The sequence below is a fragment of the Oceanobacillus locisalsi genome, assembly GCF_042675985.1.
Lineage (GTDB): Bacteria > Bacillota > Bacilli > Bacillales > Amphibacillaceae > Oceanobacillus > Oceanobacillus locisalsi.
This window is the reverse complement of the sequence record NZ_JBHTKK010000013.1, coordinates 30,231-44,059: the sequence shown is the minus strand read 5'-3', so window position 1 is coordinate 44,059 and position 13,829 is coordinate 30,231. Positions and strand designations below refer to the sequence as shown.

General features: G+C 37.0%; 24 protein-coding genes. 7 read left to right on the top strand and 17 right to left on the bottom strand.

All coding sequences use genetic code 11. The features are described from left to right. Positions 1-15 precede the first annotated feature (15 nt). The 11 genes from ACFQ19_RS11525 to ACFQ19_RS11475 all read right to left on the bottom strand — a co-directional run bounded on the left by ACFQ19_RS11525 (position 16) and on the right by ACFQ19_RS11475 (position 5,094). Complete coding sequence (locus tag ACFQ19_RS11525; RefSeq protein WP_379592234.1) at positions 16-828, bottom strand: PD-(D/E)XK nuclease-like domain-containing protein; 813 nt, start codon at positions 826-828, stop codon at positions 16-18. Then, positions 788-1,720, bottom strand: a complete 933-nt coding sequence (locus tag ACFQ19_RS11520; protein WP_379592233.1) for a hypothetical protein — start codon at positions 1,718-1,720, stop codon at positions 788-790. The genes ACFQ19_RS11525 and ACFQ19_RS11520 overlap by 41 nt, the downstream gene beginning before the upstream one ends. After that, a complete protein-coding gene (locus ACFQ19_RS11515; RefSeq protein ID WP_379592232.1) occupies positions 1,695-1,919 on the bottom strand; it encodes a hypothetical protein in 225 nt (74 codons plus the stop codon). The genes ACFQ19_RS11520 and ACFQ19_RS11515 overlap by 26 nt, the downstream gene beginning before the upstream one ends. After that, entirely contained in the window at positions 1,920-2,180 is a 261-nt protein-coding gene (locus ACFQ19_RS11510; protein ID WP_379592231.1) for a hypothetical protein, read from the bottom strand. Between the two features lie 86 nt (positions 2,181-2,266). Further along, on the bottom strand, positions 2,267-2,485 hold the full coding sequence (locus tag ACFQ19_RS11505) for a hypothetical protein (protein ID WP_379592230.1): 219 nt from the start codon (positions 2,483-2,485) through the stop codon (positions 2,267-2,269). A 99-nt stretch (positions 2,486-2,584) separates the two neighbouring features. After that, a complete protein-coding gene (locus ACFQ19_RS11500) occupies positions 2,585-2,821 on the bottom strand; it encodes a hypothetical protein (RefSeq protein ID WP_379592229.1) in 237 nt (78 codons plus the stop codon). A gap of 93 nt (positions 2,822-2,914) precedes the next feature. Continuing rightward, entirely contained in the window at positions 2,915-3,154 is a 240-nt protein-coding gene (locus ACFQ19_RS11495) for a hypothetical protein (RefSeq protein WP_379592228.1), read from the bottom strand. An 81-nt stretch (positions 3,155-3,235) separates the two neighbouring features. Continuing rightward, positions 3,236-3,529 (bottom strand): helix-turn-helix domain-containing protein, encoded by a 294-nt coding sequence (locus ACFQ19_RS11490; RefSeq protein WP_379592227.1) that lies wholly within the window; start codon positions 3,527-3,529, stop codon positions 3,236-3,238. A gap of 137 nt (positions 3,530-3,666) precedes the next feature. Beyond that, positions 3,667-3,975: a hypothetical protein gene (locus tag ACFQ19_RS11485; protein WP_379592226.1), complete on the bottom strand. Its 309-nt coding sequence runs from the start codon at positions 3,973-3,975 to the stop codon at positions 3,667-3,669. 13 nt (positions 3,976-3,988) lie between these two features. Beyond that, entirely contained in the window at positions 3,989-4,297 is a 309-nt protein-coding gene (locus tag ACFQ19_RS11480) for a hypothetical protein (protein WP_379592225.1), read from the bottom strand. Then, positions 4,297-5,094 carry a phage antirepressor gene (locus ACFQ19_RS11475; protein WP_379592224.1) on the bottom strand — a complete coding sequence of 266 codons (798 nt, stop codon included), beginning with the start codon at positions 5,092-5,094 and terminating at the stop codon, positions 4,297-4,299. The genes ACFQ19_RS11480 and ACFQ19_RS11475 overlap by 1 nt, the downstream gene beginning before the upstream one ends. Before the next feature lie 80 nt (positions 5,095-5,174). Here ACFQ19_RS11475 and ACFQ19_RS11470 point away from each other — a divergent pair, with 80 nt between their 5' ends. After that, a complete protein-coding gene (locus tag ACFQ19_RS11470; RefSeq protein WP_379592223.1) occupies positions 5,175-5,405 on the top strand; it encodes a hypothetical protein in 231 nt (76 codons plus the stop codon). A gap of 8 nt (positions 5,406-5,413) precedes the next feature. Here ACFQ19_RS11470 and ACFQ19_RS11465 read toward each other — a convergent pair whose 3' ends face one another. From ACFQ19_RS11465 to ACFQ19_RS11455, 3 genes are read right to left on the bottom strand one after another with little or no spacing between them, the layout of a single operon-like run. Continuing rightward, positions 5,414-5,623 (bottom strand): hypothetical protein, encoded by a 210-nt coding sequence (locus ACFQ19_RS11465; RefSeq protein ID WP_379592222.1) that lies wholly within the window; start codon positions 5,621-5,623, stop codon positions 5,414-5,416. An 11-nt stretch (positions 5,624-5,634) separates the two neighbouring features. Next, positions 5,635-5,859, bottom strand: coding sequence for a hypothetical protein (locus tag ACFQ19_RS11460; RefSeq protein WP_379592221.1), 225 nt, complete (start codon positions 5,857-5,859; stop codon positions 5,635-5,637). 23 nt (positions 5,860-5,882) lie between these two features. Beyond that, positions 5,883-6,107, bottom strand: a complete 225-nt coding sequence (locus ACFQ19_RS11455) for a helix-turn-helix transcriptional regulator (protein WP_379592220.1) — start codon at positions 6,105-6,107, stop codon at positions 5,883-5,885. A 161-nt stretch (positions 6,108-6,268) separates the two neighbouring features. On the opposite strand from ACFQ19_RS11455, the gene ACFQ19_RS11450 reads away from it, so the two are divergent. The 6 genes from ACFQ19_RS11450 to ACFQ19_RS11425 all read left to right on the top strand — a co-directional run bounded on the left by ACFQ19_RS11450 (position 6,269) and on the right by ACFQ19_RS11425 (position 9,672). After that, on the top strand, positions 6,269-6,622 hold the full coding sequence (locus ACFQ19_RS11450; RefSeq protein ID WP_379592219.1) for a helix-turn-helix domain-containing protein: 354 nt from the start codon (positions 6,269-6,271) through the stop codon (positions 6,620-6,622). Positions 6,623-6,667: 45 nt separating this feature from the next. Beyond that, entirely contained in the window at positions 6,668-7,468 is an 801-nt protein-coding gene (locus tag ACFQ19_RS11445; protein WP_379592218.1) for a membrane lipoprotein lipid attachment site-containing protein, read from the top strand. A gap of 101 nt (positions 7,469-7,569) precedes the next feature. Further along, positions 7,570-8,013, top strand: a complete 444-nt coding sequence (locus ACFQ19_RS11440) for an ImmA/IrrE family metallo-endopeptidase (RefSeq protein WP_379592217.1) — start codon at positions 7,570-7,572, stop codon at positions 8,011-8,013. Beyond that, a complete protein-coding gene (locus tag ACFQ19_RS11435) occupies positions 8,010-8,276 on the top strand; it encodes a hypothetical protein (protein ID WP_379592216.1) in 267 nt (88 codons plus the stop codon). Before ACFQ19_RS11440 ends, ACFQ19_RS11435 begins: the two co-directional genes overlap by 4 nt. A gap of 5 nt (positions 8,277-8,281) precedes the next feature. Next, a complete protein-coding gene (locus tag ACFQ19_RS11430) occupies positions 8,282-8,443 on the top strand; it encodes a hypothetical protein (RefSeq protein WP_379592215.1) in 162 nt (53 codons plus the stop codon). 2 nt (positions 8,444-8,445) lie between these two features. Continuing rightward, positions 8,446-9,672: a tyrosine-type recombinase/integrase gene (locus ACFQ19_RS11425; RefSeq protein WP_379592214.1), complete on the top strand. Its 1,227-nt coding sequence runs from the start codon at positions 8,446-8,448 to the stop codon at positions 9,670-9,672. An 80-nt stretch (positions 9,673-9,752) separates the two neighbouring features. On the opposite strand, the gene ACFQ19_RS11420 is transcribed toward ACFQ19_RS11425, so the two are convergent. Genes ACFQ19_RS11420 through walK form a run of 3 tightly spaced genes read right to left on the bottom strand, consistent with a single transcriptional unit; the run spans position 9,753 to position 13,827 of the window. Next, positions 9,753-10,691, bottom strand: coding sequence for a two-component system regulatory protein YycI (locus ACFQ19_RS11420; protein ID WP_379592213.1), 939 nt, complete (start codon positions 10,689-10,691; stop codon positions 9,753-9,755). A 2-nt stretch (positions 10,692-10,693) separates the two neighbouring features. Further along, on the bottom strand, positions 10,694-12,001 hold the full coding sequence (locus ACFQ19_RS11415; protein ID WP_379592212.1) for a YycH family regulatory protein: 1,308 nt from the start codon (positions 11,999-12,001) through the stop codon (positions 10,694-10,696). Beyond that, positions 11,998-13,827, bottom strand: a complete 1,830-nt coding sequence (gene walK, locus ACFQ19_RS11410; protein ID WP_379592211.1) for a cell wall metabolism sensor histidine kinase WalK — start codon at positions 13,825-13,827, stop codon at positions 11,998-12,000. Before walK ends, ACFQ19_RS11415 begins: the two co-directional genes overlap by 4 nt. Positions 13,828-13,829: the final 2 nt, after the last annotated feature.

The window sequence follows — 13,829 nt, the reverse complement described above, 5'->3', positions numbered from 1 at the left end:
GTTGCGCATTGTCCTTTACTCATAAATCAATTCACCAACCTCAATCGTATTATTTAATTTTTTCTTGCTTTTGCAGTAATCACATTTACCACAGCCAACTGGCTCAACATCACCATTCTTAACCTGTACAATCCGTTCCAGCATCAATTCGACGTACTCATATTCAAACTGGAACCTCGATTCATCAAAGTGAATCACTGCTTTGTTGGGGATATCTTCTTTTGTTACAGCGACTATATAAGGTGTAAGGGTTAATCCGGTTGATTCTTCAATAACCTTGCGATACATAGCCATCTGCAACACATAATCCCACTGCTCGACAAACGACACCCAACCACCGTATTTATTGCTCCAGAACCGTTGGTGTATATCCCTCGTGGTCTTTAAATCAGAGAAGAATCCTAACTCTGGATTAACGTTATCGACTTTGATTTTCCAATCTACACCGAATAAATTTGCTGTGAATATCCGCTCTTTTTCGCCGGTCATGGCGAACATGGCAAAGTTATCTTCTTTCAGCGTTTCAATGATCTGGTCCGCTTTTTCAAAATCAGCGTATTTACCGCCGTTTTTCTTCAAGATAGAGCTTGAATTTTCTTCAATGAATTGATTGAAAGCATCGTCACTCTCAAATGCAGCATGAATATAAGAACCGACTTGCATTGCTTTATTTTGTTGCCGGTCAACCTCTCCGTTGAGATACGCCATTGATTCAGCTTCGCATTCAACGAATTTCTTAAATTGGGAGACGGACATATACTGCATGTCCGAATCCCGTGAATAATAATTAACTGATGTCAAAGCTTGCTTGTTCGCTGTCGCTGTCATCTGCCTTCACATCCTCTTTTTCCATCTGTTCAGCGCCATTTCCTGATGTTCCGACATCTTTGGTCTCATTCTCCTCAAAAGCTTCTGTTAGATTCGATTTTGGCTGTTCTTTACTTTGTTTATCTGCAGGTTGTTTCTTGCTGAAAATATCAGCAGGTTTTGCCATACCATCTTTTAATGAGTTGAAAATATTAATCAATTCCACGTAATCTGTTTCAGAGAAAGAAGCAACGTTGTATCCGAATTTCTCTTCAATCTGCTCCTGTGTTACTTTGTAATTTTCTTTAAATGCTTTGATGCCGTTAGCGATGCGGTCTTTCAAAGGTGTTTCGTTAGCTCCTGCCATTGTCTTGTTACATTCTTCTACGGCTTTTTCAACGATGTCCCCAGGAATAACCCCTAAGATGCACGCTCTCACTCGTCTTGATCCGTTATTAGCAACTAATTCGTAAATGTCTCTCGGATCATTGAGTTTTTGCAGCTTCCCGTTTGCTTTTCGACTATGTGGAACAGTAAATATTTTTTCTTGTCTGACGTTGGTTTCTAAATCCCAGCAGAAGGCTTTAGCTACCGATTCACCTTCTCGCTGTTCAATTTCTTGTACGCCAAATGATAGATTTCCCCAGTTCTGAGCAAGCACTTCTGCTAGTCTGATAGATGGACCAGTTACCTTTGTTCCGCCTCTCGGATAGCTGTAAATAGCGCCTTGCGCCAATGCCGGACGTTTACAAGCATCCAAGATACGATTTTCTGCCTGGAATACGTTTCTTGGAAATTGGCGAGCCATGAAAATCTGCCCTTTAACTTCCTCCATTTCACGACTGGCGGAAGATTGAGCGACTGCGCCACCTGTTTGTTGGTTTTGTTCATACTGCGCTTGTAGATTGTTCATAAATAGCATCCCCTAACTCTTTCATTTTTTGATCAAAATCTATTCTGAAATCTTTCCAATAAGCTTCTTCCAGTTGTTGCAAATCCTCTATATCCCCAGTCCAAGCTAAATGACTAGTTACCGAAATAAATGCTTGTTCGATGCTTTTGCCTTCTGCGAGTTTATTTTTATACATTCGCACAAAACGGTTAGTCGCCATCTACTCAACCTCCTCAAAACATCCATCAATTAATTGCAGAGTACCGTTCTTGATACTTTTTAATGTGTCTTGATGACCTTTTATTGCTTCATCTTTCGTTGAATATCTCTTGCAATACACGCTGTCAGTTTCATTGAATATCATGGTTTCGTAATACAGAGGTATAAGAAACCCGTGATTGACTTGCAAATCCACCGTCGAAATTAAAAATTTTTTACCTTTATAAGTGAATCGTTCTTGTTTAGCGTATCTTTCTGTCATTGCCAAATCCTCCTGAGTGCCGTATAATAGGCACATAAGTAGTTTTCTCACTATACTTTCTTAAAGCGCCTTTGCAGAGGCGTTTTTTATTTTGCAATTACATAATCTGCTCCGTGCTTCTCTAATATCTCCCTAGCATCTACTGAAAGCTCGTCCACAAGATAAAATTCATCATCGAATTCCAATATTTCATCCCCTGAATGCACATCGTTACCCAATCCATCAGTTACAAACATTTGCCTGCGTTCGCTGTATGGGTAGCCAGTGCGTCTTACTCTTGTGATTTCTGGATGTTCTATATCCATGTTAAGCACCCTTTCTTTTTGATTGATTAGAATACACATCTAGTAGGATTTCTTTGATTTCTTTGCTAAGCAACTGCCAAGCTCCTGCTTTGATATTCATCATGATTCCTCCCATGTAATGTATTTTTCTAAATCACCATGAATAATTCCGTCTTGATAACCTTTCATTTTTTCAATGTTTTCTTTGTCAAACATCATCTTGTTATGAACTACATAAGTTAATCTATCCTCGTCCTCAAAAGAAATATAAGAAATGCTTTTACTTCCTTCGTTTCTGAACCAACTAATAGATTCAACTAAATACTTCTTACCCCAAACATTGATATAAGCTCTCATAACCAACCTCCTAAACATTAATTAACATGTAGTACAAAAACGTCATTGCTCCGATAAAACCGATGGTATGCATCCATTTGTAAAATCGTTCGCTCATATGCGGGACTCCAGAAAAGCAGCGTGATATCGGTCAATCTTTGTAACTAAAAATTTTATTTCTTTTAGCTCTTTCATATATTTTTCAATCTTCATAACTTCTTCTAATGACCTAGTTGCGTTTTCCGCATAAACAAGTGCTTTCTTAGCATTTCCGGAACGTAATGCTTTTGCTTCTAATTTTCTGTTGTACAAATAGCAGTCCTTTTCTTTTTGGAATCTTTCGTTAATATCCATTACATAAACCCTCCTAAATGTGTGAAATGATGGTGAATACAGCTAAAATAATCCCTACATAAGCAAGACCATCGTCTCTCTTCATAAGATTCCTCCTAGTACAGTACATAGTATTGATACAACTCCTATGACCCCAGGTGTATTAATAAGTGTTTCTGCGACAATGGTTCCGCTGGAAACAAAAGCGATTAGCATATCTTGATTGCCTGTTTTGACCGCCCACACCATTGCTCGATTTAACGTTACTGCAACTGATCCATTTTCAATCCTTGATATTAGAGATTTATCGCAATTCATGAGCTTTGCCATATGGGTTTGGGTATACCCGGCTATTGCTCTCATTCTTCGCAGCAACTCCCCCTCTGAAATCTGCATAAGATCACCTCCTTTGTTGCATAATCTGCAACATCGTTGCTTGCTCTACAAAGTGTCTTTTAATAGTTTTGTATATTGCTATAATGGTAGTTACCAACCCCTCAGTTGGTTTCTAGTTTGCTTGTTTTAAATTGAAGTTAGTTCGCTTGTTGGTAATATCTGAGTGGATTATCTGGCCCCTCAGCCGATTCGTTAATCCACTCAAAGAATTTTTCAGTAATGACTCTTGGGTGACCTAACTCTCTAGTTACAGGGAAACCATCTTGATTGAATAGCTCATTACATTTTGTTCCGCCGATATTTAGAAATTCCATGAATTGCTTTCTGGTCATTAATGGCGGCAATGAATCTTTGTTGAAATGTTCCGTTAAAATCGGCAGCAATTGCTTTGTGACTTCTTTTGCGATTGCTTGGATTTCTTCGTCAGTAAATGTTGTTACTGGCATTTAGATCACTCCTTTAAATTAATGTGATAATGCAATAGGTTTCTTCATCGTTTTTGGATGCAAATACTACCGAATCGTAAGAAAGGTTAGTGAAGTAGTTTTCTTCGTGAAAAGAAACGTCAGTACCATATTTGAATCTAAGAGAAATGTATCCGTCATTATCCGTAGATATAAAAACGTCTGTTAAAGTTCCAAGAACTGAAACGGATGGTTCTGATGGCGTATCGTGATGATAGTATTCTGCAAGCACCCTTTTATTAGTAAAGTCTGTCAATTTGTTATAGCTAACCGGAAAACTGTTGAATTGTTTTATTTCAGCCATTACATCACCGCCGTTTCTGGTAATAATTTATTTACAAAGTAAATTTGACCTTTTCCAGTAATTTTAGTGGTCCTGGTTTGGCGTAAAGCACCACCTGTTCCAGTTCTGACACCTTTCTTGATTTCCAATATTCCTAAATCAAGAGAACGTTGTGTTGGTAGGTTGTACATTCCACCAACTTTCTTGCACACATAGCCATTTTCTCGAAGCCAAATATAAAGACGTTTTTCGCCGGTATCTAAGCCTTTTTGTTTTAGTAGATTAGCCATTTCCTTAATAGTTATTGAATCCTCTGAAACTTCGTAAGCATCTGCGAAAACAACTTTTGGCTTTTGTGTTTCGATAGTAGTCACTAATTGCTTATTTTCATTCACCAAATGCTTATTCTGTTCAAGTGTTGAAGCAACTGCATGCTTAGAATTGTCATCCAACTGCGGTAACCAAGAATTAACAAAATCTATTGCTCTGTCTTGTTGGATATATCCGCCTGTTTTTCTGATTGATGGAATGACTTCTGAAGTAATCCATTTTCTAAACTGTTTAGCTTCCTTTTTACGGCTATCGAGGATGACATCGTAAAGACCATCTTCATTCACGAAAGTTGCCGTCTGTGTTCTTCCTAGTGAATCTTGGATGGGGTGATTTGAAATCACGTCATCGTCTAAGCGCCTTTTTACCGCACTTGTTTGACCAAGTTCTAGAATGTTACACAAATCTCTTAATAAAAACTCGTGATTTTCACCATTAGTTACAATGATTAAGTTTTGATCTTCAAACATTTTTGTTAGTTGATTCATTTGTTTCACTCCTTAAAAGGTTTTTTCTTACTTCCTGTCGAATATTGCCGTAGGGGGCAACTTTAGGAAGTAGGGATTAATTGAGTAAGATTGATTTAGAATTAATTTTTGGTGATGAAAAAGAAAAAATTGATTGTTCGAATTGCAAGCATAAATTTCAAGTTAAATTAAAAGATGTTTTTGACGGAAAGACTAAATTAGTTTGTCCACGTTGCCGCGTGGATAACAGAGAGAAGTTTAGTCCTTCTACCAAAAGGAAACTTGCTTATATATCCAAAAGATCAAAAGAATTAGAGAAGATGTTAGGATAAAAAAATAATCAGTTGCCCCCGCCCATTTCTCGTAGGTCTTGCTTTAAGTCTTCCTTAAGCTCAGTTAATCGTTCTACTTCTTTTGTTAATTTGCGAACTTCTTTTCGCAACTGTTTTGCTTCTGTGGATAATTCGGTAACATCATCTTTTATTTTAGATACAGCAATACTCATTTGTTGTTGGATTCTTGAAACTGTATTTCTTCTTTTACGGAACATTAGTGCACCTCCTATTGGGATTTGAATAAATTTTCTTTAATCAATTCATTTTCTCTTTCTGGATATTTTTGCGTTCCTTCATCGAGTACTTTAAGAATTACATTGAGCAAATCCTTAGCTTCTTCAACAGTGCAATTTTGTTTAATGAATACTTGAAGTATTTCAGATGGGACTGTATTAGCTTTATTGATTACATCAGCAATTTCGCTTAGGTTTTCTATTGGCTCATCAGACATTGAGTTACCTCCTATACGATTTGTTAAATTGCATTTTTTGCAAGTTCATTATCAAAAAAATATTCAATTGGTAAATCAAAGTAAATGGATATGGCATGAATCTCTTCGGCAGTGAATTTTTGTGTTCCTGATTCTTTCCTGTGATAAGGATAAAGAGATTTCAGATCCAATAATTTAGCCATATCTTCTTGAGATAAACCTTTTTTCTTCCGTATATCTTTAACTTTTTGAAGGTTTACTTTCTTCATATGATCACCTCTTTCTGTTGCACTTTTTGCAATTGATTAACTAAAGTATATATTGCATTTTTTGCAATGTCAATAGTTTTTATGCATATTTTGCAATTTTTATTTGCAATAACTGCAAAAATGATATATTAGTTATAACTTAGAGCTTGGAGGAAAAGGCTTTGGATAATATATTAGGGAAAAGAATAAAATCATTGAGAGATGCAAAAGACATAAAACAAAAGCAAGTCGCCGACTCACTTGGGATAAGTCCGTACCAATTATCCAGATATGAAAGTGGTAAATCGAAGCCCGATCCAGAACTAATAGTGGATATTGCAACTTTTTTCGATGTATCAGCTGATTACTTATTAGGGAGAAATGCAGAAGAAAATAAATTCGATTATTACAAAAACAAAATCGTCACAGAGTTCCCTGATATCGATTTAATGTTTCATGATATGGAATCTCTGACTGCAGAAGATTTGAAAGAAGTGTATGAATTTATTAAATTCAAAAAGAGCCAAAATGAATAAAGTGGCTTTGATATAGATAGAAAATGAAATAGAGGGGTCGATAGTTTGAAAAAAATAATTTTTGTTTTTGCACTTATTTTATTACTTGCTGCCTGCAGTGAAAATGATGCAGACAGTAACAATGCATCGGATGAACCAAATCAAGATGTAGAAAAATCATCTGCTGAAATACAGATGGAGAATTTAGAGGAACAAGAAGCTACTGCAGAAGTAAATGCAATAGAACATTATCAATACATGGATGAAGCTATATCCACAGAAACTATTGCTGTATATGCTGAAATAGAGAATACAAGTGAAACAGTTGTGGATGCAGGCCGAGCTGATATTACTTATTTAGATTCCGATGGCGGTGTTATTTCTGTAGGCGATTCATCAATCACTCCCAGTTATTTGAACCCGGGAGAAGTCGGATATGTTTCAACTGAAATAGAAGGAAGTATTGATGAATATGAAAATTTAGAGGAAATAGAAATTGAGTTATCCCCTATGCCGGTTTCGAAAACTGAGGTTGTGGATTTCTCGACAAGAGACGAAAATTTCAAGGTTGATACATGGGGAAAAGAATCTGCTGACATATCTGTAACAGGATTTTTGGAAAATGATACCGATATAGATTTTACGGAAGATGATACAACTGGCGCCATAGGTATTTATGATTCGGATGATAATTTTATAGCTGCTGAATCAATATATATGGATCAAAACTATTCATTGGGCGCAAATGGAGAAACCAGCTTTGAATTTGGCGGTGGAACCTCCTTACCTCCTATTATAAAAGATAATGCTGACCACGCTAATGTTAGAGCAGTCGGAATTGAAGGTATGGACGATGTTCAATGGTAACTTAAAACAAATAACTAAATAGTCAACTGAGGGTGTGCTTGCGCATGCCTTCTCTTTTAACCATAAACAGAACATACATTCTTTAAATTGGGGGATTTAGTTTGTATTCACACCTTGAGGATTACATCTATGAGCTTTATATGAAAATCGGAATCACTAAACCGTCTGAAATGGACATGTTTTTAATCGCTAAATTATTGGGGGTTGTAATTTCTTACCAAAATAGAGCAATTAGAATGGAAAATGAAATCGCATTAAACAAAGGAACGATCAGAAGTGAATGGATGATGTTCGGACATGAAATATGCCATTATCTCAGACACGTTGGCATTCAATTAGTTATGAATAAATTATTCGTGGACTTACAGGAGTATCAAGCTGATTATTTCGCTTATCATTTCTGCGTCCCTACTTTTATGTTGGACAAGTTGGATATTAGTTGTGCAGAGGATATTATAAAGCATTTCGAAGTCGATTATGAATTTGCATTAAGAAGACTAGAAATGTATGAAAACAAACAATATACAAGGAGTGTATCTTTATGAAAAGTAGAGATTTTAGGAATGGAGAAGTAGGAATTGCTTTAGAAGAAATGCTAGAAGTGGCTAAGAAAGCAAATCAAAGATGGGTGTTTATAGAATTGAACAAAATGCTAGAAAAGTTAATTGCCCATTATTTTAGTGGTAAAAACTATGAAAATGATGGCGTGGAATGGTCGAGAGAAGATTCCAAGATTATGGCTTATCAATTGCTGCACACGCTGCATTATAACCAAATGATTTTAGATAAAGACAAAAAGAAAGGATGATTAACATGAAAATCACATCATTGGAAGAGAAAAAGAAACAGAAAGCGATGGAAGATATGGCGGTACTACCCGTTTATAACTCTGTCTGGGTTAATAACGATGGTGAATTGGATGGGGATTTGATCGCTTATAAAGAGGTCCCAAAATACTTTTTGGAGGATGATTAAAAATGCATTGTGATAAAATCAAGTTGAAATCAGGGCAAACTAGATGGTTTTGTGTTGCTGATGCTCCCGCCCATCCAACGACAGGGAAAAGAAGGCAAATTGAAAGACGCGGAAAAACTAAAAAGGAAGCAAAAGAAAAGGTTCGAAAAGTAATTGACGAATTAACAGTGGAACAGTTTGACAAAAAAGCTAGTGCTAAGGTTACCTTTAGCAAACTAGCCGAAAAATGGATTAGCGTATATGAGGTTACAGCCGGTGTTAAAAGAGGTACTGTTAGGATACGAGAAGATGAAATCAAGGTATTAAACAAATATTTCGGTGACACCCCTATCACTTCAATAACGCACGCTGTATATCAAGACTTACTAATTAAATTAAGTGTAGACGGAAACAAAGGAGAGCCGTATTCAGAGGGAGCGATAAGGGGAATTAACACTTGCGCTAAAATGATTTTTAAATTCGCTAAAAAGAACAGATTAATAACTGAAAACCCAACTGACGATGCTGAAATACCTAAAAAGGCAAAAACTATCGATGAATTGGAAAACCAATCAATTCAAGATGAGTTTTTTGAAAAACATGAACTTGAATTGTTTTTAAAAACAGTTTTGGAGAAAGGTCTTAATTTAGATAAAGAATGGTTCTTTACTCTTGCATTCACTGGGATGCGCCCTGGTGAAGTGATTGCTTTGAAAAAACAGGACTTAGATTTTGACAACAATAAAATAAGAATAAGCAAAACACTCACAAGCGAAAACTCTAATATGAGGGAGTACTCTTTAGAAACAACGAAAACTAGTGATATTAGAATCATTGATGTGGATGAAAGCATAATGATGATTCTTAAAAAACTTGTGCATAAAAACGACATGCATAAATTGAAATATCGCACTCAAATAGAAGACTTTCACGATAAGGACTTTGTTTTTCAAAGGCAAAATGGTTATCCATATATAAGGCAGTTTGTGGCAACACGAATGGAGAGAATTATGGAAAAAATCGATATAGGGAAGCACCTAACACCTCATTCATTCAGACATACACATATTTCAATGCAGACTGAAGCAGGCGCCGAATTATCCACAATAATGGAAAGAGTGGGGCACAAAGATCCGAATACAACTTTAAGAGTTTATACACATGTTACAAATAAAATGAGAAAAAAATCAGTCCATAATGTTGCTTCGCATCATAGCGAAATTTTAAATGAATTAACGTTTTTAGATTAATTGTTAGGTTTTTGTTGGTTTCGCAGAAAAAAGACGGGATTTATTTCTATAAAACCCCGTCAATTCAATATTTCTTTTATTTATTCTGACTCATCACTCCTAAAAGGTGCAATCTTATCCTCCATCATGGAGATAAGGTCATCTGCTATTTGCTCATCTTCCTCTGACATTGCATTCAGTTTTTGTAAATAATTCTCATCCAGCATACTTGTAAGATATTCCGTATAATCTCCCGGATAGGTAAAGGATTCTGCAGCATTGACAAAATAATCACGCTCATCATCTACCGTTATTTTATAGGTTGGTGCAAACACCTGCGTTCCTTCCCCTTCTTCGTCAATTCTGGAATAATACCCGTACGTCACATCTGTTACATCTTCTTCTGCATTTAAAAAGCGATTATGATACAGCGAACCAATAGCAATCATTGGTGCATTCAAATCGGCACTTCCTTGCGTATTCGCATCACCAATCATGGTTTGCGTATAATGCGTTATTTCTCTATCATCATTGACATAAAAGGTCAGCATCGCATGTTGATTTAAATAAATCGGATAATCTTCTTTATTTTGAAAGAAAACGATAATATTTAAATCATGATTCCATGTGCCAAAACTGAATTCTGAAGCGTTTAAAACATAAGGACTGACCAAGTCAGACAAGTCCCCCCGCTCCAAATTTTCCGGAATTTCCAAAGGAGAATCGAATTCTGCGGTTAACAACTTATTATCCATACTTTTCTCCGCTTCGATATCCTCTATATCATTTAAGTCACTGATTTCCGAGCGGGAGAATTCCTTTTGTGATGATGAAATATAACTCAGCTCCGGAACTTCAAAATCAATATCTGCGGATACTGTAATATTTTCTTGATCCAGCTCCTCATCCAGATTCATATCACTAACCTCCAGCTCCGGAAAATCCATATCCTCCTGTTTGTCCATAAATTGAAATAGTAAATAAACATTCAAGACAAGGAAACTGAGAATAAATAGCGTTTTAATATGTGACCATTGCATTCTCAATTTCCCCCTTCTGTATTTTGCTGCGCATCCGTGTTTTGTTCCGGTACTGGTGACCAGTTATTGTTAATTCGCTGATACCAATCCGGCTCTAGTAACACATAATCTTCTCCATTATCATCGGATTCAATGGTTAAATGATACGCAATCTGAATATCTTGAATATCCTCCACATTATCATTTTGCCAGATACTTTCCATAACTTCACCGCTGTCTCTTAACTTGGTTGAGGAGGTATTAGCGACTGTTTCCAAAGAAATCAACGACCGGTTATACTCACTTAATTGATCGTTCTGCCATTGTTGATAGATCAACGACAAATCCGGGTTCGAATTATTGATAACAGGATATTGAAAATGAAACAGACGATATGAAACACTGTCATCGGTAAAGTTTTCTAAGCGATAATCATCGGTAAAACCGGCATGATCATTAATATCTTCTAAGCTTTGCTGCAATACGCTCTTATCTGTCGGCTCATTATTTCTTTCCGCCACATCAATAAATCGCATGCCATGCCCGGCAATATTTATTTGTCTATTATCCGTACGGTACATAATTGATCCGGACTCTGATTCCGACACATTGACCAAATTAGGATTGCTGAACATAATATTTCTAATATCACCAGCCGGAATCGTATCAAACGTGTAAGAATAGGATGTTAATGTCTTCTGTCCAGTAGGAATATAAATATCCTTGTCCGTCTCTGTCATTAAATGCTGTTCTTCATATTCTTCCTCGTCCAGCTCACCAAATATCGTTAACAGTCTGTCGAAGTTAGACATAGAAGGAATATCCGCCTCCACAATTTGATCTCCTTCCGAGGAAACAAATTGAACATGCAGCGATTCTTCATCCTCCTCTAAATCAATATAAAAACGGTCTGTATAAAAATTGGTGATATCTGTCAATGAACTGTTGGTATTTAAAATATTATCAAATACCGATAATGGAACATCTGTAGGAAAAATGATTTCCACTTCCGCCCCCGATTCCCTGTCCTCTTCAATATCACTGCTTCGAATATTTGTTAATTCCCATTGCTGCATCTCTTCAAAAAACTGTGTACTGTCCACAGGGTCTGTATAACCAAAATATTGTCCATTCATTTTAAAAACAACATCAGTCGGCTGCATCACATCACTTGCTTGCATGATATCCCCGCCTAAGTCTTCTTTATCAACAGAGTCTACGTCACTCAATGGCTCATATTCTGGGCGGTAATTCCACATTCCGAATGTAAGAACTAAACTCGTGCTAATTAAAATAATCAATAACAATGATTTTGCAGTTTCTAACTTCATTTGCCTTTCCCCCGATTCGATCCCATGAGTGGCAAGGTAAATAGAATTGTGGTTCCTTTTCCGTCTTTACTTTGTGCCCAGATCTTTCCATGATGGGCTTCGACAAGCTCCCTCGTTATCGCTAAGCCCAGTCCTGTTCCGCCAAGTTTTCTTGTTCTTGCACGATCGGCACGGTAGAAACGATCAAATATTTTATCGAGTTTATCATATGGAACGCCCATCCCTTCATCTTGAATGCTGACAATAACCATGTGACGTTTTACTTCTAGATTCACACGTACTTTCCCACCTTCTGGCGAGTATTTAATCGCATTGGTAATGACATTATCAAACACCTGAGTGATTTTATCTTTATCCATCCATACGTATGATTTTCCTTTTGGTATCTGGCGTTCCAATGTAATCGTTTCTGGCAGATTCATTTCATACCGGTCCAGAACCTGCTGCGTATAGCCCATAAATTCCGTTCTTTCCTTATGCATCGGCAACTCGTCTGAATCCATCTTAGACAGCTGCAACAGATCATTTACCATTCGTATCATACGATCGGTTTCTTTCTGTGTAACATCTAAAAACCGCGGTGCAATCTCTTTGTTTTCCCAAGCTCCGTCTGACAGTGCTTCTAAGTAGCTTTTCATCGTGGTCAACGGTGTCCGGAGTTCATGCGATACATTCGATACAAAGTCTCTGCGCTCCTGCTCGATTTTTTCTTGTTCTGTAACATCACTAATCACCGTAATGTAACCAGTAGCTTCTTCTTCTTCATCCACGACGGTTGAAAAATTGGCACGTATAATAAATGGTGTTTCCTCATCACTAAAATCAATAATCATCGAACCGCTGTCCGGGAGCTTCGTGATATCAACTAATTTTTCTTCCAAGTTCAAAACATCAATTAGGTCATCACCTATCACATCATCCGGGTTCAAACCGATCATATTAGCCGCAGCGTCATTCAGCAATGTGACAGCTCCTGTCTGGTCTGTCGCAATAACGCCATCACTCATATAGGAAAGAACCGAGCTCAATTTCCGCCGTTCTTCCTCAATCGTGGCATAAGAATGCTTTAGCCTGCTATTCAAATCATTAAAGGTTTCCGCCAGCTGGCCAATCTCATCCCGTCCGTAAACATCAAGCTTTTGCGTGAAGTCTCCATTCGACATAATCAGCGCTTGTTCACGCATTTCTTTAATTGGTTTAGTAATGGTACGTGCTACGAGAATACCCAGTATCGCTGAAATACTGATTGCTAAAATAGAACCTTGTAAAAAGATATTATTAATTTCTTCAATCTGATTATAGACTTCCTCCATAGAGGCTCTAAATTGCACAGCACCCACCGACAGTCCTTCATTTCCAATAAGCGGTTCCACATGGACATACATCCTGCTGTCCGTTTGCGGATCAAAGTACCTATTCTCCTGGGACTGATCAAATAGTAATGTGTTTTTCACATTCGTTTCTGTAGATTTCTTTCCAATATCTGAGCGTCCATCGAGCTGATTGGTCCCTAAAATACCGCCTTGACTGTCATAAACATGGATGTTTGTTGCCAGATTATCTGTATTGACATCATCAATGATTGCTTGAATTTCCTGTTCTAAACTATCATCTTCTTCGGAACGTTCTCTGGTAAAAGCCTGCTCCAGATTATAGCTCAGCATTTCCACACGTTCGTTAACAGAAGCCTCGAAGGTATTCATCAAATCTTCTTCCAAACGGTCGGTAAAAAAAGACCCAATAACTTGCACAGCTAAAATTAACAACAAGATATAAATAATAATGAACTTTAACTGGATTGACCTAAAAAAACCAACTTTATTCATAC